This window comes from Streptosporangium sp. NPDC000563, assembly GCF_040299985.1.
GTDB lineage: Bacteria > Actinomycetota > Actinomycetes > Streptosporangiales > Streptosporangiaceae > Streptosporangium.
Genome location: NZ_JBEPDA010000002.1, coordinates 341,093 through 360,092, shown reverse-complemented (window position 1 = coordinate 360,092; position 19,000 = coordinate 341,093). Strand labels below are relative to the sequence as shown.

17 protein-coding genes are annotated in these 19,000 nt (G+C 71.1%); 8 read left to right on the top strand and 9 right to left on the bottom strand.

Annotated features, from left to right (window positions below):
* Window positions 1–125: 125 nt before the first annotated feature.
* A complete protein-coding gene (locus tag ABT352_RS10020) occupies window positions 126–1,016 on the top strand; it encodes an SIR2 family NAD-dependent protein deacylase (protein WP_350944250.1) in 891 nt (296 codons plus the stop codon).
* Complete coding sequence (locus ABT352_RS10015) at window positions 1,013–3,034, top strand: tetratricopeptide repeat protein (protein ID WP_350944027.1); 2,022 nt, start codon at window positions 1,013–1,015, stop codon at window positions 3,032–3,034. The genes ABT352_RS10020 and ABT352_RS10015 overlap by 4 nt, the downstream gene beginning before the upstream one ends.
* 9 nt (window positions 3,035–3,043) lie before the next feature.
* Here ABT352_RS10015 and ABT352_RS10010 read toward each other — a convergent pair whose 3' ends face one another.
* The 5 genes from ABT352_RS10010 to ABT352_RS09990 all read right to left on the bottom strand — a co-directional run bounded on the left by ABT352_RS10010 (window position 3,044) and on the right by ABT352_RS09990 (window position 9,535).
* Window positions 3,044–4,396: an MFS transporter gene (locus ABT352_RS10010; RefSeq protein ID WP_350944025.1), complete on the bottom strand. Its 1,353-nt coding sequence runs from the start codon at window positions 4,394–4,396 to the stop codon at window positions 3,044–3,046.
* Window positions 4,397–4,562: 166 nt separating this feature from the next.
* Window positions 4,563–6,254 carry a hypothetical protein gene (locus ABT352_RS10005; RefSeq protein WP_350944023.1) on the bottom strand — a complete coding sequence of 564 codons (1,692 nt, stop codon included), beginning with the start codon at window positions 6,252–6,254 and terminating at the stop codon, window positions 4,563–4,565.
* A gap of 64 nt (window positions 6,255–6,318) precedes the next feature.
* Window positions 6,319–7,269: a carbohydrate kinase family protein gene (locus tag ABT352_RS10000; protein ID WP_350944021.1), complete on the bottom strand. Its 951-nt coding sequence runs from the start codon at window positions 7,267–7,269 to the stop codon at window positions 6,319–6,321.
* A gap of 7 nt (window positions 7,270–7,276) precedes the next feature.
* The gene (locus ABT352_RS09995; protein ID WP_350944019.1) at window positions 7,277–8,215 is read right to left on the bottom strand and encodes a pseudouridine-5'-phosphate glycosidase; all 939 of its coding nucleotides are present in this window, start codon (window positions 8,213–8,215) and stop codon (window positions 7,277–7,279) included.
* 123 nt (window positions 8,216–8,338) lie between these two features.
* Entirely contained in the window at window positions 8,339–9,535 is a 1,197-nt protein-coding gene (locus ABT352_RS09990) for a YeiH family protein (protein ID WP_350944017.1), read from the bottom strand.
* Between the two features lie 70 nt (window positions 9,536–9,605).
* Here ABT352_RS09990 and ABT352_RS09985 point away from each other — a divergent pair, with 70 nt between their 5' ends.
* The 6 genes from ABT352_RS09985 (at window position 9,606) to ABT352_RS09960 (ending at window position 16,252) form a co-directional block, all read left to right on the top strand.
* Window positions 9,606–10,508 (top strand): LysR family transcriptional regulator, encoded by a 903-nt coding sequence (locus ABT352_RS09985; RefSeq protein ID WP_350944016.1) that lies wholly within the window; start codon window positions 9,606–9,608, stop codon window positions 10,506–10,508.
* Window positions 10,509–10,569: 61 nt separating this feature from the next.
* Window positions 10,570–12,096, top strand: a complete 1,527-nt coding sequence (locus ABT352_RS09980; RefSeq protein WP_350944014.1) for a phytoene desaturase family protein — start codon at window positions 10,570–10,572, stop codon at window positions 12,094–12,096.
* A 43-nt stretch (window positions 12,097–12,139) separates the two neighbouring features.
* Entirely contained in the window at window positions 12,140–12,847 is a 708-nt protein-coding gene (locus tag ABT352_RS09975; RefSeq protein WP_350944012.1) for a response regulator transcription factor, read from the top strand.
* Complete coding sequence (locus ABT352_RS09970) at window positions 12,844–14,292, top strand: sensor histidine kinase (protein ID WP_350944010.1); 1,449 nt, start codon at window positions 12,844–12,846, stop codon at window positions 14,290–14,292. The genes ABT352_RS09975 and ABT352_RS09970 overlap by 4 nt, the downstream gene beginning before the upstream one ends.
* A gap of 99 nt (window positions 14,293–14,391) precedes the next feature.
* Window positions 14,392–15,255 (top strand): intradiol ring-cleavage dioxygenase, encoded by an 864-nt coding sequence (locus tag ABT352_RS09965; RefSeq protein WP_350944009.1) that lies wholly within the window; start codon window positions 14,392–14,394, stop codon window positions 15,253–15,255.
* A 346-nt stretch (window positions 15,256–15,601) separates the two neighbouring features.
* A complete protein-coding gene (locus ABT352_RS09960) occupies window positions 15,602–16,252 on the top strand; it encodes a TetR/AcrR family transcriptional regulator (RefSeq protein WP_350944007.1) in 651 nt (216 codons plus the stop codon).
* 162 nt (window positions 16,253–16,414) lie between these two features.
* On the opposite strand, the gene ABT352_RS09955 is transcribed toward ABT352_RS09960, so the two are convergent.
* From ABT352_RS09955 to ABT352_RS09940, 4 genes are all read right to left on the bottom strand, one after another.
* Window positions 16,415–17,161 (bottom strand): hypothetical protein, encoded by a 747-nt coding sequence (locus tag ABT352_RS09955; protein ID WP_350944006.1) that lies wholly within the window; start codon window positions 17,159–17,161, stop codon window positions 16,415–16,417.
* 282 nt (window positions 17,162–17,443) lie between these two features.
* On the bottom strand, window positions 17,444–17,713 hold the full coding sequence (locus tag ABT352_RS09950; RefSeq protein WP_350944005.1) for a hypothetical protein: 270 nt from the start codon (window positions 17,711–17,713) through the stop codon (window positions 17,444–17,446).
* A 67-nt stretch (window positions 17,714–17,780) separates the two neighbouring features.
* The gene (locus ABT352_RS09945) at window positions 17,781–18,632 is read right to left on the bottom strand and encodes a helix-turn-helix domain-containing protein (protein WP_350944003.1); all 852 of its coding nucleotides are present in this window, start codon (window positions 18,630–18,632) and stop codon (window positions 17,781–17,783) included.
* Between the two features lie 135 nt (window positions 18,633–18,767).
* Window positions 18,768–18,992, bottom strand: a complete 225-nt coding sequence (locus tag ABT352_RS09940) for a hypothetical protein (RefSeq protein WP_350944002.1) — start codon at window positions 18,990–18,992, stop codon at window positions 18,768–18,770.
* Window positions 18,993–19,000: the final 8 nt, after the last annotated feature.

Here is a 19,000-nt window from a genome sequence, read left to right as displayed (position 1 = left end):
GGTCGGTGAGCCGGGCGTCAAGGTCGTGCTCGCTGGGGGTTGACCGCGACAATAGAGTCGTACGGCATCGAGTCCATGACCTGATTGGACCTGCCGTCCGTGAGGTGGTGCCCTGCGTGCACGACATGGGGGAGGCCGAGTGGGAGCGCCTGCTCGACCAGCTGAACAGCGGAGACTGCACGCCCTTCCTGGGGTCGGGGGCGTGCGTGGGCACCCTGCCGACGGGGACGGCGCTGAGCCGCGACATGGCGCGCCGATGGGACTATCCCTTCGCCGACGACCACGATCTCCCCAGGGTGACGCAGTTCGCGGTGATGAGATATGGGGATTCGGTATATGTGAAGAGGCGGATCTGCGACGAACTCGATGCCGGGGGAGCTCCCGACTTCCTCGACCCGCTTGAGCCGCACGCCCTGCTGGCGAGTTTCCCTCTTCCGGTATACCTGACGACGAACTACGACGACTTCATCCTGCGCTCGCTCGAAGCAGTGGGAAAAAGGCCGAATGTGGCAATTTGCCCATGGAACAAAGGGCTTGCCTACGCGGAAGATCTGTTCAGCAGCGAGGCAGGCTGGAACCCCAGGCCTGAGGCTCCGCTCATCTATCATCTGCACGGCAACCTGCAGGATCCGGCGTCGATCGTGCTGGCCGAGGACGACTATCTGGAGTTTCTCACCAACCTCGCGGTGGACGGCGTCGCGGGTGGGCAGCGCATGCTGCCCACCTCCATTCTCGCGGCGCTGACCAGGAGACCTCTGCTGTTCATCGGCTACAGCCTGCAGGACTGGACGTTTCGCGTGCTTTTCCACGGGCTGTTGAAAGCCGTTCCCGGCATCAACCGCCGCAGGCACGTGAGCGTCCAGCTCGCCCCCTCGCTCGCCAGCACGAAGGCGGACGTGCTGGAGGTCCAGCGCCAGCTGGCCAGATACTACGAAGACTGGCGGATCTCCATCTTCTGGGGGACGGCGGAGGAGTTCTGCCGTGAGCTGCGCCGGCGGATGGGACCGGTGCCGTGACCTCCGAGGTGACCCCCGATCGCGACCGGCCCGACGCGACCGGCCAGCCGTACGTCGGCCTGCGGGCCTTCCGCCGCGAGGACCGCGCCAAGTTCTTCGGCCGCGACAGGGAGGCTCGCGAGGTCTCCGACCTGTGGCAGGCCGGGCGCCTGACCGTGCTGTACGGACCGTCCGGCGTGGGCAAGACCTCGCTGATCCAGGCCGGGGTGCTCCCGCTGCTGGACGCGGGCAGGACCGACGTCCTGCCGATAGGACGGGTCTCGCACGGCTCGCCCTTCCCCTCCGCCGCGCTCTCACGGCACAACCCGCACGTGTTCGCGCTGCTGTCGTCGTGGTCCCCGTTGGAGACGCCCACCCGGCTGGCGGGGCTGACGATCCGCGAGTTCCTGGGCCGGCGCCCGCCCCGCCAGGATCCGTACGGCGATCCGGTGCTCACCCTGGCCGCGATCGACCAGGCAGAGGAGCTCTTCGGCGGCTTCGCCCACCGCCAGCCGTACCGGGAGTGGTTCATCGGCCAGCTCGTCGAGGCGCTGGACGACGACCCGAACCTGCGCCTGCTCGTCTCGATCCGGGAGGACCACCTCGCCGCGATCCTGCCCCACGAGCCGAAACTGGCGGGCATGGCCAGAAGCCGCTTCTCGCTGACCGCCCTCGACACGGCCGCCGCGGTCCGGGCGACCGAGGGGCCGCTCGAGGGGACGGGCCGCTCGTTCGCCCCCGGCGCGGCGCGGGGGCTGGTGGACGACCTGCGCATGATCAGGGTCGGCAGGGCGCTCGGCGAGGAGGTCGTCGCCGACGCCAAGGTGGTCGAGCCCGTCCAGCTGCAGGTCGTGTGCTCGGCCATGTGGCGCTCCCTGCCCGAGGAGGTGCGGGTCATCTCCTCCGACCACGTCCGCAGGTTCGCCAACGCCGACCGCTCGCTCACCGACTTCTCCGAGCGGATGATCTCCGAGGTGGCCCGTGACCACTTCGGGGGCGACGTCGCCGAACTCAGGAGCTGGCTGCGCCGCTGTTTCATCACCGAGCTCGGCACCCGCGAGGTCGTCTACCAGGGGGAGACCGTCACCGCCGGCATGCCGAACGCGCTGGTCAGGGCGCTGGTCGACCGCCACATCCTGCGTGAGGACATCAAGGCCGGAACTCGGTGGTGTGAGCTCTCGCACGAGCGTCTCATCCAGCCCATCCTCCAGAACGACCATCTCGTCGTGCGGGCCGAGAGCGGGTCGTTCCCCGACGACTACCTGCGCGCCGCCGAACTCTCGTTCCGCGACGGGGAGTTCGCGCTGGCCGCGAAGCAGGCGGAGGAGGCCCTGGAGCGCTGCGGTGACAACACCAGGTCGCGGGCGGAGATCGAGTCCTTCCTCGGTAACGTCGCGCACCGGCGCGAGGACTTCGAGAAGGCCGTCTCCCACTACCGCACCGCCGCGGTCCTCTTCGAGTCGCTGGGGGCGACCTCGGCGGTCGGCGGCCTTCTCGCCGGGATCGGCAGGCTGCGACTGGCCCAGGGACGCCCTTCGGCCGCGGTGCGGGAGCTGTACTCGGCGATACGCCGCCTGCCCGATGACATGAACATCCAGACCGAGCTCGCCTGGGCGCTCTGGTACGACGGCCATCCCGACGCGGCGCGCGACGTCCTCAACGACGTGCTGGGCAGGGAGGGGAACCTCGCCGAGGCGTTGCGCGCCCGCGGTGAGATCCTCGCCGACCTCGGCCAGGCCGAGGCCGCGCTACGCGACCTCGACAGGGTCCGGCCGCTGCAGTGGCCCTCCACCAGGGCCGCCCACGCTCTCGCGCTGGCCACGCTGGGCCGTTTTCCCGAGGCGGAACGGGAGATCGGGGCTGTGCGGGCCGAGGCGGGAGATCACGGCCCGGTGCTGTTGTACGCCGCCCGCATCAAGGCACTGGCCGGTGAGACGGCGGAGGCGGCCGCGCTGGCCCGGCGGGCCGGCGCGGCCAGGTCGCCCGGGCTCCCGGCCCACCTGGTGGCGGAGGCGGAGCGCCTGGTCCGGCTCACCTGAGCGGGCGATTCAGGAGTGGGCGGGGCTTTCCTCTCCGGGCATCAGCCTTTCTCCTCCGGGCATCAGGCTGCCGCGTAGAGCGGGAACGGCCGTCACGATTATCGCGACCACGACCATGGTGACGAAAAGGATCACGGTCGCCCCGTCGCCGCCGAAGCAGGTGACGAGAAGGGCGCCGAGCGGCGCCGCCACCGAGATCGCCACACGGCTGGTGAGCCGGGACACGCTCGCCACCCTCGCGATCTTGTCCGAGTCGAACGCGTGAGCCTCGAAGGTCCTGATGCTGATGTTGCTGAGGGCCCCGCTGCACCCGGTCACCAGCGTCGCCACGGCGAAGAAGGCGGGGTGTCCGCCGAAGGCGGCGATGAACAGCGCCAATGCCCACACCCACACCTGCGCGAACAGCATGTAGGACGGCGGTGTCACTCGCAGGACGACGAGGGACCCCAGGACTCCCCCCAGCCCGCCCCCCGCGAGCACCACCCCGACGATCAGTGGCGACAGCTCCGCCGAGCTCGCGAGAAAGACCATGGTGAGCGCGTTGACCATCAGATTCGTGAAGGCGGTCAGCGCCATCGCGGTGCGAAGAAAGGGTTGCTGGGCGACCTCGCGCAGCCCGTCGCCGACTTTGACCAGCGGACGCGCGTCTCGCCGAACGCCCTTCGCGTCCATTCGCATCAGAAGGCCGAACGAGAGAAAGAAGAGCACGGTGTTGACGGCGGACGGTATCGCCTGCCCGACTCCCAGCAGGAAGCCGCCGAGAGGCCTTCCCGTCAGGACGGCGGTGTGGAAGCTCATCTCGCTTCGCGCGAGCGCGCGGCGAAGTCCGTCACGGCCGGCCAGCATCGGGATCAGCGCGTTCTCCGCCAGCGAGTGCAGGACCCACAGGGCTCCCTCGACGAGGGCGGCCACCAGCAGCTGTGGCAGTGAGGCCGAGCCGCAGAGCAGGGCGAGGAAGACGCTGGCCGCGGCGATCCCTCGGATCGCCTCCGTCCACAGCATGACCCGGCGCGGGTCGAAATGGTCGATCAGAGCACCGGCCGGAATGTACAGCAGCAGGCCGGGAACGGTCGAGGCGAATCCCACCCATCCGGCGGCCATGGGAGAACCGGTGAGCGCCAGGGCGATGAGCGGATAGGAAACGCCGAGGGTCCGGAACGCGGTCATGGAAAGCGCCGAGCCGGCCCACGCCAACCTGAGGTTCCTGGCGTTGCGTATCCGAGGCGCCTTCGCCGGTCCGTCCCCCACAGCTTGCGTATTCCTGTTCTCGTTGTCAGCCGTTGGACAACAGCTGACAACTGATTTGTGAGGTGGGCCGTCAAAATCGCCAGCAGAAGCGGAGAAATGGGACTTTGTTGACATGAAAACGACCAATGGGACCCCTGGAATGCGGGTCCCATTGTTGATTCCAGCCTCGGGAGGCCCAAGCATAGCGCCGATTCACATAAGCGAAATCAAGCCCGCTCTTCCCGCTGGATTCTCGTGCCTCACGCCGTCCTTTCCCGTGGGTCTCCCCACAGGGAAGGGATCAGGCGGGCAGCTGGGCGTCCAGGCGGTAGCCGTCGACGGTGACGTAGACCTGGTCGCCGGGACGGGCGTTCAGACGCATCAGGACGGGCTGCAGCGAGTCGAAGACGGGGTGGTCCCGCCAGACCAGGACCACCGCGTTGTCGCCGGGGCCGGTGACCGACAGCAGCGTGCCGGGACGCATGCCCAGCCGGGTGGCGTACCCCTCGGGCACGGCCACCGGGCCGCCCCGCAGGTGGTCGCTGGTCACCTCGATGCGCTGCCAGCGGCCCGGGTCGGACGACGGGCTCGCGGGCGAGTGCAGCGGGGCCCGCTGGCTGGTGATCAGGTGCGGTCTGGAGTTTCCGCTCGCCAGGGCCGACAGGGTGGCCAGGGCCGCGCGGGGGTCGATGGCGCCGGCGTTCACCTGCGGGATCGGCTGCCCGCCGCGGTGGTGGTGGCCGTTGGCCCCCGGGGTGCGGCGTGGCAGCTGCCTGACCTCCTCGGAGGGACCCTCCTGAAGGGCCGCCTCCTGCGCGGTGCTCGCGGCGGCGAGGGCGTCCAGCCAGGGCTGGGCCGAGTGGGCGCGGATGCCGAGCTGGTGCTCCATGAGCCTGAGCGAGTCGCTGTCGATCGGCTTGTTCGACAGGAGCTGGCGGGTCCGCTCGCGCAGGCCGCCCAGATCGCCCACGACGAGCCAGTCGTCCTGGAGCCGCCGGTCCGGCATGAGCGTGACGAGCACCCTCCACAGCGGGGTCCGCAGGGTCGGAACCTCGATCGGGTGCGCGGGGTCGGCGCCGATGAGCTGGTCCTTGGTGGCGGCGGCGCCGAGCCACTCGGTCAGCCCGAACATGTGCCCGGTGAGCGGGGCGGACTCCGGGGAGCGCAGCCAGAGCAGGATGCGTTCCTCGGCGGCGCGCTGGGCCGCCGAGAGCGCGTCACGGTCGGCGTTCAGCTTGTGCGCGAGCGCGCGCAGGCTGATCGGCTCGACCGCGAAGAGCCGCTCCACGGCGACCGCGCGCTCCAGCGGGCTCCAGTCGCGGAACATGTTGTCGACCAGGCGCACCAGCGGATAGTCGTTGAGGTTGACCGGGGGCGCGGGGGCGGCCGGTTCGGGGACCGCCGGTTCTGTGGCCGCGGGCTCGGGGACCGGCACCTGGGGTGCCGGCGGCGCCGACGGCTGAGCCGGGATCCGCGGCACGGGCGTCTGCGCCGGGTCCTGGTCGTGCTCCTGGAGCGGGACCTGGGCGTGGACGGCGGCCGGCGCGGACGGCGCGGTCTGCTCGGCGAGCCCGGGGACGTGGCTGAGCACCTCGCGGAAGACGGCGGTGACCACGATCTCCGGGGAGGGCATCGCGGGCGCGCTCAGGTCTCCCGCGGTCAGGCGGCGCAGGCGGCTCCAGCCGCCCAGGCCGGCGATGGCCGAGCGCGCGGGCTCCGGCCAGTCGGGCAGGGTGGGATCGACCGTGTGCACGTGCAGCGCGGGCAGCACGTCGCTCAACGGCAGATGATCCCAGCGTGACAGCGAGAGCCGGGCCAGCCTGTCGCAAACCCAGTCGAGCCCCGCGGCGCCGAGGGCCTTTGGCAGGGTGACCGACGACCACCAGCCGGCGGGCAGCCGGGGGTCGGCGAGGGCTTCGGCGACCTGCTGGGGACGGCTCCAGCGCAGGGCCGGGACCAGATCACTCAGGCAGATCGATGACTCGGCATCCATCGGCGGACCGTAACCTCCCCAAAGTGACGCGTGTGGCTAATGGTGCAGCTTACGCCGCAAGCTATCAATTGGCATTAAGAGGGTAAAGCTCCCTGGTACCCAAATCAGACGGTAGGACACGTGGACGGCCACCCAGAACCGTCACGGCCTCCGCCCCGGCACGGCGTCCCGCGTCCAGCGCGACCTCGTCGGCGGCCCCGCTCAGCAGGGCCGTCAGCAGCCCGGCGGCGAACGCGTCCCCCGCTCCAATGGAGTCAACCACCTCGGTGGTGAGCGCGGGAACCCGGGCGGCCAACTTTCCTTCCCTGGCCATCAGCGCGCCGCGGGATCCCAGCTTCACCGCCGCGGCCCCGTAGCGCAGGCTCAGACTCTCGGCCGCCCCCTCGGGGGTCGTCTCGCCGGTGAGCAGCAGCGCCTCGTCCAGGTTGGGAATGACCAGCTGGGCGGGGAGGGTCTCCCGGACGAACCGCTCGACGCCGAACGAGCGCAGGAAACCGGTCGAGGCCGGGTCCACGCTGATCGAGACCCCGCGCAGGGACGCCTCGGCCATCGCCAGCCGGGAAAGTTGGAGCCCAGGCTCGGCGAACAGTGTGTATCCGGACAGATGGAGATGACCCACACCGTCGAGCAGGGTCTCGTCCCAGTCGCCCGTGCCGATGTGCCCGCCCGCGCCCCGGTTGGTGAGCATGGAACGCTCCCCGGTCACGTCCACCATGGCGATCACCACCGCGGTGGGCCGGTCGGGATCGACCCGGAGATGCGGCCGCACCCCGAACCGCCGCAGTTCGGCGGCGTGCCAGTCGGCGGTGTCGAAGCCGGCCCGGGTCAGGATCCGCGCGTCGGCGCCCAGCCAGGCGGCCCAGGAGGCCGTGTTGGCGCCGGAGCCGCCGGGACGCAGCACGATGTCGGCGGCGGTGTCCGTCCCGACGGCCAGACCGCTCCTGGCGGACCCGCCGTGAAGCGCGACGACGTCGGTCACCACGTCGCCGATGATCAGCAGACCCGTTCCGGCCACGGTGCCCTCAGTCTCCCCGGCTCCAGGAGGCCGCGATCTGCCCGGCGACACGCGCGTTGCCCCGTACCGCGGCCAGGTTCGCCTCCAGCGAGGCGCCGTCGGTGCCGCGCACCAGGTAGCCCAGGAGGAACGGGGTGATGGCCTGACCGGTGATCCGCCGCTCCTCCGCCTCGGCGAGGGCACCGGCGAGGACGCGGTCGTGCAGTTCGGGGTCGAGCTGCTCGGTCAGCGGCACCGGGTTGGCGACGATGAGCGCGGTCTCCGGGCCGCCGAGCGCGTCCTGGGCCCGCATGATGCCCGCCGCCTCGTCGGGGGTCTCGATGCGCCAGTCGATCGGCTCGCCGGAGGAGTGCAGGTAGAAGCCGGGGAACTCGTCGGTGCGGAACCCCGCGATCGTGACGCCGCGCGTCTCCAGCCGCTGCAGGGTCGCCGGAACATCCAGGATCGACTTCACCCCCGCGCAGACCACGGTGATGCGGGTCCGGCTCAGCATGTCGAGGTCGGCCGACTCGTCCTGGCTCTCGGTCCAGCCGCGATGCACGCCGCCGAGGCCGCCGGTGGCGAAGACCCGGATGCCCGCCCTGGCGGCGAGGAACGAGGTGGCGGAGACCGTCGTCGCCCCGCTCGCCCCGAGCGCGGCGGCGGTGGGCAGGTCGCGAAAGCCCAGCTTGCGAAGCCCCGGCTCGCCGGCGACGCGCTCCAGCTCGCTCTTGTCGAGGCCGATGCGCGCCACGCCGTCCAGCACCGCGATCGTCGCGGGCACCGCCCCGGTCTCCCGGACGATCCGCTCCAGCTCCACCGCGACCTCGAGGTTGCGGGGCTGTGGCAGGCCGTGAGAGATGATCGTGGACTCCAGTGCCACGATCGGGGCACCCCGCTCCAGCGCTTCGGCCACCTCGTCCGAGGGGCGGAGCACACCGGAGAGGGACTGTCGGGTGGTACGCATGAGCTGGTTCTGTCTCCTTGTCCGAGGTCGTAATCATTGCTTGCTTTTGGAACGGTGTAAACGACACCGTCTTCCCCAAAAAGAGCACGTTACGGCGGTTGCGGGGAGACGTCCACTTAAAGATCAGCCAATGACCAGCACCCCGAACAGTGAGATCCCGCCGATGATGGCCGTGGCGATCCCGCCCAGGAGCAGCGATCGCCCGCCCCGCGCGAGCTTTCTCAGATCCACACCGGTACCCAGGGCGAAGAGCGCGGCGGCGAGCAGCACCGCCGTGAGACCGGGAACCACCTCGATGATCTCGGGCGGCACCGCGCCCAGGCTCCGCGCCGCCACGGCCGCGACGAACCCGGCGACGAACAGTGGCACCACCGGCGGGCGCCGCAGCGTGCCGTCGGTGCTCCCGGCACTCCCGGCACTCCCGGTGCTCCTGGAGTTCCCGTCGTCTGCGGCGCTCTCCGCGTTCCGAGGGCCCCCGGTCTTGGAGCGGTCCGTCGCGGCACGGCGCAGGGAGACGGAGGTCAGCCCGACGATCGGGGCGAGCAGGACGACCCGGGCCAGCTTGACGGCGACCGCGCTCACCAGGACACCCGCTCCGGCCGCCGCGCCGATGGCCGCCACCTGCGCGACCTCGTGCACCGAGGCCCCCGCCCACAGGCCCAGCTGCCGCGACGTCAGTCCCAGCGCCCCCGCGAGCAGGGGCAGCGTGACGATCGAGGCGCTGCCGTACAGGACGACCACGCCGACCGCGGCCGCCACGTCGTCGTCGTCACTGTCGGCGACCTCGTGCATCGCGGCCACCGCCGCCGCCCCGCAGACGGACACGCCGGTCGCGATCAGCAGGGACCTGCGCGGCCCCACCCCGAGGCGGCCGCCGATCCACCGCGTCGCGGCGAACGTGACGCCCGTCGCCGCGGCGACCACCGCGAGCGCCCGCCAGCCGAGCGCCAGCAGCTCCGGCAACGCGATCTGCAGGCCGAGCAGCACGATCGCCAGGCGGAGCACCCGGCGGGAGACGAACCCGAGCCCGGGGACGAGCGACCGGCGCAGGCCGCCGAGGTTGGTGAGCGCGACCCCGAGGAACACCGCGATCACGCCGGCGCTCACCCCCGGAACGACCCCGGTCGCGGCCGTCGCCAGGACCACCGCGACGATCGCGGCCCCGAGCCCCGGCGCGAGCCTCCCGAACGCCCCGAGGGTTCCGGGCCGCGCGCCCGGTGCCGATGTCGGTGCCGCGGCCGAGCCCGGTGCAGGGCGTACGGGCGTCGTCGGGGACTGCGTGGCGGAGCCGACAGGACGGGGGGAGTGCGAGACGGGCATGCCCCGAGTGTCGGTGTGACGCCGGGAGGCCGGTAGCCGTCACCTCTGTGGCAGGTCATAGCCTGGCGCTATGAGTGAGCTGCCCGACCTCGAATCCCTGCGCCTGCTCGTCGACGTGGAACGCCTGGGCAGTCTCGGCCAGGCCGCCCGGGCCGCGGGCATCGCGCAGCCGTCGGTGAGCAAGCGCATCTCCCTGCTGGAACGCCGTCTCGGGCTGCCCCTGCTGGAACGCACCCCGCGCGGATCCACCCTCACCCCGCAGGGCGTGATGGTCTCGGCCTGGGCCGCGCAGGTGCTGGCCGCGGCGGAGGAGCTCATGCGGGGGGCGGAGGCGGTACGGCACGGCCGGGCCGCGCACCTGCACATCGCCGCCAGCATGACGGTGGCCGAATACCTGCTGCCGCGCTGGCTGGGCGAACTCCAGGATCGCGAGCCCCAGGTCCAGGTCGGCCTGGACGTGCAGAACTCGGCCGAGGTGGCGAAGCTGATCGGAGGGGAGATCGAGCTCGGGTTCGTGGAGGGGCCATCGGTCCCGGCAGGGCTGGTGTCGCGGGTGGTGGCCACCGACAGGCTCGTGGTGGTGGTCGCGCCGGGGCATCCGTGGGCGCGTCGTCGCACCCCGCTGCTCGCCGCCGAGCTGGCCGCCACCCCGCTCGTCGTTCGCGAGCGGGGGTCGGGCACCCGCGAGACGCTGGACCTCGCGCTCACCGGCCACACGGTCGCCCCCCCGAGGCTGGAACTCGGCTCCAACACCGCGGTCAAGGGCGCCGCCCGTGAGGGCGCCGCCCCGGCCGTGCTCAGCGGCTACGCGGTGGAGGCCGAACTGGCCACCGGCCGCCTGGTCGAGGTGCCCACGAAGGACATCGACCTCACGCGCCGCCTGCGGGCGGTGTGGCGCCACGGCCGCGTCCTCACCGGCCCCGCCGCCACCCTCCTCGACATCACCCTCTCCGCCGCCCGCGAGCGGCGATGACCCCGGACCGGCTCCCTCACCTCATCCCATCCACCTCACCCATCACCGATTGGAAGGTCTCGTGCTCCGCTCTCGCTACGAAGCCGTGATCGTCGGAGGCGGCCACAACGGCCTGGTCGCCGCCACCTACCTCGCCCGCGCCGGACGACGCGTCCTCGTCCTGGAACGCCTCGGTCACGTCGGCGGCCTCGCCGTCTCGGCGCAGGCGTTCCCCGGGGTCGACGCGAGGCTCTCGCGCTACTCCTACCTGGTCAGCCTGCTGCCCTCGAAGATCGTCGCCGACCTGGGGCTCAAGATCGAGTTGCGCCGGCGCAGGTACGCCTCGTACACGCCGGTGGGCGACACCGGGCTGCTCGTCGACAACGGCGACGCCGCGCGGACGGCCGCCTCCTTCGCCCGGGTCACCGGAGGCACCGGTGAGCTGGAGGCGTGGCGGCGCTTCTACGGGATGACCGCCGAGGTGGCCCGGCGGATCGCGCCGACGCTGCTGGAACCCCTCGCCGACCGCGCGGCGACGCGGAACCTCGTCGGTGAGGAGGCCTGGCGCGACCTGTTCGAACGCCCGATCGGCGAGGTGGTGGACGAGCGGTTCGCCGACGACACCGTACGCGGCGTGGTCCTCACCGACGCCCTCATCGGCACCTTCGCCGACCCCGCGGGCCCGGACCTGCTCGCCAACCGCTGCCTCCTCTACCACGTGATCGGCGACGGTACCGGTGACTGGAACGTCCCGGTCGGCGGCATGGGCGCGGTCTCCGGCGCGCTCGCCGACGCCGCCCGCGCCGCGGGGGCGGAGATCCTGACCGGCGCCGAGGTCCTCGCGGTCGATCCCTCCGGTGAGGTCTCCTTCCGCGACGCCCTCGGGGAGCACACGGTGACGGGCGAGCGGATCCTGGCCAACGTGCCGCCCGCCGTGCTCGCCCGGCTGCTCGGGGACGCCGAGCCCGCCACCCCCGAGGGGGCACAGCTCAAGGTCAACATGGTGCTCTCGCGGCTGCCGCGCCTGAGGGATACCGGGGTGGACCCCGCGGCCGCGTTCAGCGGCACGTTCCACATCAACGAGGGTCGCGACCGGCTCGCCCGCGCGTACCGGGAGGCGTCGGCGGGACGGATCCCCTCGCTGCCCCCGGCCGAGGTCTACTGCCACTCGCTGACCGACCCCTCCATCCTCGGCCCGGAGCTGCGCCGGAGCGGAGCCCACACGATGACGCTGTTCGGCCTGCACATGCCGGCCAGGCTGTTCCGGGAGGACCCGGCGGGGGCGCGCGAGGCGGCGCTGCGCGCCACACTCGCCTCGATGAACGAGGTGCTCGCCGAACCCGTCGAGGACTGCCTGCTGCGCGCCCCCGACGGCAGCTTCTGCCTGGAGGCCAAGACCCCGGTCGACCTGGAGAACGAGGCGGGCCTGCCCGGCGGTCACATCTTCCACCGCGACCTGTCCTGGCCGTACGGGGAGCCGGGGGGCTGGGGCGTGGAGACCGCCTTCGAGCGCGTCCTGCTCTGCGGCGCGGGCGCCAGGCGCGGCGGCGGCGTCAGCGGCATCCCCGGCCACAACGCCGCGATGGCAGCGATGGCGCCGCTCACCTGAGGCGTTCATCCCGCTCTCATGGTGTGCGTCTACCGTGGAGGTCATGGCTGAGGGTGAGGCGGCGCGGGTGCTGGTCGTGGACGACGAGCCCGCGCTCAGGGAGGCGCTGCAGAGCAGCCTGGAGTTCGAGGGCTACCGGGTCGGCGTCGCCCCGGACGGCCAGGCGGCGCTGGAGGCGATCGACCGGGAGCCGTACGAGCTGGTCCTGCTCGACGTCATGATGCCCAGGATGGACGGGCTGACCGCCTGCCGCAGGCTCAGGGCGGCGGGCAACCACCTGCCGGTGCTCATGCTCACCGCCCGCGACGCCGTGGGCGACCGGGTGTCCGGCCTGGACGCGGGGGCCGACGACTACCTGGTCAAGCCGTTCGAGCTGGACGAGCTGCTGGCCCGCGTCCGGGCGCTGCTGCGGCGCGGCGCCCTGAGCGCCCCCACGGCCCGGGACGACGGGGTCCTCATCTTCGGCGACCTGCGGATGGACACCGCGGGGCGCGAGGTCACCCGCGCGGGCGAGCCGCTGGAGCTGACCCGCACCGAGTACCTGCTGCTGGAACTGTTCATGATCCACCCCCGCCAGGTGCTCACCCGCGAGCAGATCCTCGGCGAGGTGTGGGGCTTCGACTTCGAACCGTCCTCCAACTCCCTCGACGTCTACGTCATGTACCTGCGCCGCAAGACCGAGATCGGCGGGCGCCCCCGGCTGATCCACACCGTCCGGGGCGTCGGATACGTGCTGCGGACCTCCGCGTGAACGGGCGCCGCTCCCTGCGCTCCCGGCTTACCCTGCTGGTGGCGGCGGCCGTGGCGCTCGCGATCGCGGTGTGCGCGGCGCTGTGCTGGTTCGTGGTGAAGGCCGAGCTGCTGCGGCAGGTGGAGCGCTCGCTGGAGGGACGGCCGCAGGGCATCGAGTGGATCGCTCCCTACTGCCACGAAGGGCCGCGAGGGGTGGGGGTTCCGGGAGGTCCCGACCATCCCGGAAAGGTCCCCGATGGCCCCGATCACCCCGGAGGGGCCCCCGGTCGCAGGCCGCTGCCCCGCCTCGCGCCCATCCAGCTCCTCTACGCCGACGGCGAGAGGTGCGTGGCCGGTTCCACCCCCGTCAAGGTCACCCCGGCGGACCTGGCCCTGACCCACGGCCCCCCGGGCCGGCAGGTGTTCAGGAACGGCGTCACCGACGACGGCGAGGAGGTCCGGGTGCTGACGAGGAACGTCCGGCCCGGTGTCGCGGTCATGGAGTCCCGATCCCTGGAGGAGGTCCGCACCACCCTCGCCACGCTCGCCGGGATCCTCGCGGGAGTCACCGCGCTCGGCGTGCTCGGCGCCGCCTCCGCCGGGCTGCTCGTCTCCCGTACGGCGCTGCGCCCCGTCGGCCGCCTCACCGAGGCCGTCGAGTACGTCGCCAGGACCGAGGACCTCGACACCAGGATCCCGGTCGAGGGCAACGACGAGATCGCCAGACTGGGGGTCTCCTTCAACGCGATGACCACCGCGCTGGCCGGGTCCCGCGAGCGCCAGCGGCGGCTGATCGCCGACGCGGGCCACGAGCTGCGCACCCCGCTCACCAGCCTGCGCACCAACATCGACCTGCTGCTGCGCAGCGAGAACGCCGGCCGCCCTCTCGACGCCGCTCCCAAACGCAGGCTGCTGACCAACCTCAAGGCCCAGTTCGAGGAGATGTCCACGCTCGTCGGGGACCTGCTGCAGCTCTCACGGTCGGAGGACGAGCACGAACCGCACGTCGAGGTCGCCTTCCACGACGCCGTCGAGGCGGCCGTACGCAGGGCGCGGCTGCGCGCCCCCGACACCTCGATCGAGGTGGAGCTGAGCCCCTGGTACCTGCTGGGCGACCAGGCGGCCCTGGAGCGGGCCGTGGTGAACCTGCTGGACAACGCGGTGAAGTTCTCCGCCGACCGGGCCGAACCCGTGCAGGTGCGGCTCGGCGACGGCGAGCTGACCGTGCGGGATCACGGCCCCGGCATCCCGGAGGAGGAGCTGCCGTACGTGTTCGACCGGTTCTGGCGGTCCTCCTCGGCCCGCAGCATGCCCGGCTCGGGGCTCGGGCTGGCCATCGTCGCCAAGGCGGTGCGTGACGCCGGGGGAGAGGTGGAGCTGAGGAACGCCGAGGGCGGCGGCATCCTGGCGCGGGTCCGCCTGCCGGGCTCCTCGGCCCGCGCCCACATTCCCGCGGCGCCGTGAGGCTTCTCATCAAGCGTTAAGGACCCGCTCAGCGAGAGTCCAGAGGGCGCGGTGAGCGTGGGGGCCGACACGAGGGGCCGACACGAGGAAGGCATCGCCATGAAGAACATCGACCGGAGAACGGCTCTGGCAGGGCTCGGCACCGTGGGCCTCGGGACGCTGCTGGCCGCCTGCGCCGGATCGGACAGCACCACCACGCAGGTGGCGACGACGACGGGAGGCACCGCGACCGTTCAGCCGACCACCGCCTCCTCCACCGGACTGGCCGCGCTGTTCGAGGACGCGCCGACGTGCGTTTTGACCGAGGAGACCACCCAGGGGCCGTACCACTTCGACGCGGGCAAGATCCGCAGCGACATCCGCGAGGACAGGCAGGGGAGCACGCTGCGGGTGGCGATCCGGGTGCTGGACGCCGCCACCTGTGAACCGATTCCCAGCGCGGTGGTGGAGATCTGGCACTGCGACGCGGGAGGCGTCTACTCCGGTTTCGAGAGCGCCTCCCAGGCGGCGGGCGGTGGCCCCACGGGAGAGCGCCCGACCGGCGCGCCGCCGAGTGGCGGCCCCGGCGGCCAGGGAGAGGGCGTCCAGGGGCCGGGAGCGGACGACGGCATGGCCGACGCCACGCCCACCGACGAGAAGCGCTACCTGCGCGGCGCCCAGGTCACCAACACCGACGGCATCGTGGAGTTCGTCACGATCTACCCGGGCTGGTATCAGGGACGTAGCGTGCACATCCACGCGATGGTGCACATCGGCGACTCCCGGGTGCTGACCACCCAGATGTTCTGCGACGAGACGGTCTCCGACCAGGTCTACGCGGCACGGCCGTACGCCGACCACACCGGGCAGCGTCTGAGGAACGAATCCGACTCCATCTACGACGACAGCCTGCTGATGAAGCTGACCGTGGAGGGCGACGGCCACCTCGGGGTGATGACGTTCTCCGCCCCCGCCGCGAAATGACCCTCTGAGCACAGCCCCTCGGCCATGGCCGAGGCCTCTCTCACCGCGACGTACCGGCCACGGCGACCTGGCCGTCCGCGCCGGGCTCTTCGCGGGCTCTCCACGGGCTTCAACGTCGTCCGAGGGCAGAGGAGGGAGTTCGTCCTGTGCCTCCGACCAGCCCTTCCACCGCCGCGGCTGAGGCCGGCGGTGACGTTGCGACGCCCCGGCGGTCGCCCGTATTCGGTCACCGTCTTCTTCGCCCGTACGGTGACCGAATACAGCCGATGAGACAGGCGTGCAGGTATTGACTGATCCGCTGATCAGGAGTAGTGAGCGGCGGTCCGAGCTGCTGTAGTCTTGCGCCGTGCATAGCGGAGGAGGGGCGCGCAGCAGCCGCGCCGACCAGGCCGACCAGCGTCGAGCGGAGCTCCTTGAAGCCGCCAGGCGAGTCGTGCTGGAGCGCGGGCTGGCCAGCACCCGCGTCGCCGACATCGCCAAGGCGACGAACGTGAGCGGCGGGCTGATCCACTACCACTTCGCCACCAAGGACGATCTCATCACCGAGATGCTCCGCAGCACCAGCGACTCCGAGGTCCAGCGGCTGAAGGAGATCGTCGCCGGTCCCGGCACCGCGCTCCAGCGTCTCGACCGCGTCCTGTGCTTCTACATCCCCGCCTCCCGTTCCGACCAGAGCTGGATCCTCTGGGTCGACGCCTGGGCCGTCGGGGTGCGCGAGGAGCACGTCCGCGCGATCCTGCTGGAGCTTGAGGGCGCCTGGATCGAGATCCTCGGCCAGGTGATCTCCGACGGCGTCGTCTCGGGCGAGTTCACCTGCGACGACCCGCTGGGCTCGGCCGAGCGGATCGACGGCATGCTCGACGGCCTCGTGGTCCGATACACCCTGCACGCCGGCAACATGTCGCGGAGCCGGATGCTGCACCACGCCCGGGTCGCCGCCGCCCGCGAGGTCGGCCGCGACCTCGCCGACTTCCCCGACGTGCCTGCCGAGAACTGACGGCCGCGGGCGCCCCTTCCGTGAGCCGGCCGGCCCGGAGGTTCGGCCGGTCCTGGTGAGCACGGCTTCGGCACGCATCCGGGCGACGGCGCGGACCGCCTGTTCCTCAGCCCTCGATCAGGGTGGGAAGGTGAGCCGGAGCGCGGCCGGTGCGAGCGGGTCTCAGATCCGTTTGGCGCCGATCTTCTTCAGCCACTGGTCGCAGTTCCCGCACGCGGAGCGAGCCTGCCACTTCCCGCCGGTCGCGTTCCAGGTCTGGGCGTGGAAGTAGAGCATGTCCTTGGGAATCTTGGCCATCTCGGTGATACCGGTGCTGTTGAGGTACGCGTTCATCGCGGCGACCTCTCCGCACGCGGTGATCGGCCAATCCTCGACCTGGCTCACGCCGGTCAGGACCTTCGCCATGACCGGATGCTTCGTGGAGAGGGAGTATTCCCCGCTCGTCCCCGACCAGGTCTTGCCCGTCCCGGCATGACTGACGACGGCGATCACCGTGCCCGCCTTTCTGCCCGCGCCCGCACCGTACTTCCTGGTCAGGCGCTGCGCCTCTTCCAGCGCTTTGGAGGCGAGCGAGTCCTTGTCCTTCTTCTCCTTCTCCTGAGCCTTCAGCGTCTCCATCCGGGTCGTATGGGCGACGAAGGTCCCCCAGGCGCCCGTGTCGTTCTCCTCCAGCCACGCGATGAACTCCTCGCGAGCCGTGCTCTCGGCCTTGTCGTAGTAGGCGATGGCGTACGTCAGGCTTGACAGCTTTTTGTCGATGGCCTCGAAAGGGTCTCGTTTGCTGGCCAACTCGGGCACGTGGGTCTTGATGTAGGTCTGCAGGTCGGTTCGAACGGCACTGGCCCACTCCGGGAAGTCCGTCTCCGGCACCTGGTCGGCGAAGGTGGGTGTGCTCGTCTGCTCGGACATGGGAGTCCTCTCCGTCGGTGTGAGCCGACTGACGGACCGCCTCGATCGCCCCCGACAGGCGTCACGCGCCGGCAAGGCCGCCGGGATCGGCGGCCTGCTTCCCCACGAGTGTCCGAGCAGGCGATGAACGACCGATTGCCGTCCGATTGGCGGCACCGGGATTCGCGGTCGGACGGGTCGAGGTGGCATGGACAGGACCGAGTGGCGGACCCGCGTGCGCCCACGCGCGAGGGCGGTTTCGCGGCACCCGGCGTACGGGAGACCGGCCCGGTGCCGGGGCGCTCAGATCCGGGGGGTGGGCATGGCGGCGAGGAGGAAGGCGAGCCGGGCCGCGGCGTCGTCGATGTCGTCGCTGGTGCCGAGCCGATATCCCCACGAGGTGATGAAGCCGCCGTCCTGGGCGCAGGTCACGGTCTCCGCCAGGGTGTTGCTGAAACGGTTGCGGACGTAGACGTACGCGGGGTCGCCGAACGAGATCCGCTGCACGGAAAGGTCGCCGTGCAGCCGTATGGCGGCAATGAATCTCTCAAGACAAGACAGCGTGTCCAGCATCGTGAGTCACCTCCGTCTGGACAGAGAATTGCACGATCTTGGGATGCTAATCAAGCAATTGCAGGGTTTAGTCCTTTAATTGTCCTGATAAATCGCTGAGTACTCGGACGATCACCGATCTGGCGCCCTCGCCAAAGGCCGCGACCTCGCGGAGTTCCTCGAAAGCCTGCATGTAGAAGGCGACGTCCTCCGGGTCGCGCAGAAGCAGGTCTCTCGTCCTGGTCGGCACCGTCACATGGTCCTCGTCGTACACCCAGAAACCGTTGAGCGGCGCCGAGGGCAGGGGCGTCTCGAAGGGGATCACCCCGAACTCCACGTTCGGCAGCGCGGTCACCGCGAGTAATCGGTCGAGCTGCCCGCGCATCACGTTCAGCGGGGCCAGCCGGTAGCGCAGCGCCGCCTCCGGGATGACGAACCTGAAGCGTTTGCTCTGGTCGTAGAGGACGTCCTGGCGCTGCATGCGCACCCGGATGGCCGCGTCGATCTCCTCGGGCTCCCGGTAGAGGCGCTTGATCCGCGTGAAGATGCTCCGGGCGTACTCGGTGGTCTGCAGCAGCCCGATGATCACGCCGGGCTCGAAGGCCCGCAGCAGGGTCGTCCGCGCCTCCACGTCGCGGATGTCCTCCTGGAGCGTGACCAGCGCGCCGCGGTGCCGCTGCCGCCAGGAGTCCTGACGGTCCAGCAGGCCCGCGGCCTGCTCCAACAGCGCCTGGACGACCTCGGGGGAGGCGTCCACCGCCCGCGCCCACCGGGTGACGTCGTCCTCGGTGACGGTCTGGCGGGCGTTCTCGATCCTGGAGACCTTGGACGCCTGCCACCTCAGCCGCTCGGCCAGGTCCTTGCCCGACAGGTGGGCGGTCTCTCGCAGGTGCCGCAGTCGCATGCCGAGCTCGGTCCTGGCCTGCTGGAACCCGCTCACCCGATCTCCTCGGCCGTTCCTGCGGGCCGTGTGCCGCGGCTGTGGTCCGCCCGTCGTTCCCGCGTGCTCACGTCGCCTCCCCATGGTGCGGAACGACGCTAGCCCCGAGCATGTGGATCAAACCATAGAGCACTCCTAATCGTGACCAATATTTACAGAAAGTACTCGGCGGGCGATCTCTACGAGAAGCTCACGGGGTACCTCGACGGCGGTTTCGCCGTCCAGGACGTGGCGCAGGTCGGCCATCGCCTCGGCGTCGGTCACCCGGAGACCCTGCACCACGATGGTCCCGCGATCGGTTTCGTAGAGGGAGGGACAGGCCCCCGCCTCAGAGGTGGAGCCAAGAAACCGGAGGCGCATGTTTGAGT

Coding starts and splice junctions, on each gene's coding strand:
- ABT352_RS09985 (WP_350944016.1), top strand. CDS start 9,606: ATGAGTGAGCTGCCCGACCTCGAATCCCTGCGCCTGCTCGTCGACGTG.
- ABT352_RS09965 (WP_350944009.1), top strand. CDS start 14,392: ATGAAGAACATCGACCGGAGAACGGCTCTGGCAGGGCTCGGCACCGTG.
- ABT352_RS09940 (WP_350944002.1), bottom strand. CDS start 18,992: ATGCGCCTCCGGTTTCTTGGCTCCACCTCTGAGGCGGGGGCCTGTCCC.
- ABT352_RS10020 (WP_350944250.1), top strand. CDS start 126: ATGGGGGAGGCCGAGTGGGAGCGCCTGCTCGACCAGCTGAACAGCGGA.
- ABT352_RS10010 (WP_350944025.1), bottom strand. CDS start 4,396: ATGTCAACAAAGTCCCATTTCTCCGCTTCTGCTGGCGATTTTGACGGC.
- ABT352_RS09990 (WP_350944017.1), bottom strand. CDS start 9,535: ATGCCCGTCTCGCACTCCCCCCGTCCTGTCGGCTCCGCCACGCAGTCC.
- ABT352_RS10005 (WP_350944023.1), bottom strand. CDS start 6,254: ATGGATGCCGAGTCATCGATCTGCCTGAGTGATCTGGTCCCGGCCCTG.
- ABT352_RS09995 (WP_350944019.1), bottom strand. CDS start 8,215: ATGCGTACCACCCGACAGTCCCTCTCCGGTGTGCTCCGCCCCTCGGAC.
- ABT352_RS09975 (WP_350944012.1), top strand. CDS start 12,140: ATGGCTGAGGGTGAGGCGGCGCGGGTGCTGGTCGTGGACGACGAGCCC.
- ABT352_RS09955 (WP_350944006.1), bottom strand. CDS start 17,161: ATGTCCGAGCAGACGAGCACACCCACCTTCGCCGACCAGGTGCCGGAG.
- ABT352_RS09950 (WP_350944005.1), bottom strand. CDS start 17,713: ATGCTGGACACGCTGTCTTGTCTTGAGAGATTCATTGCCGCCATACGG.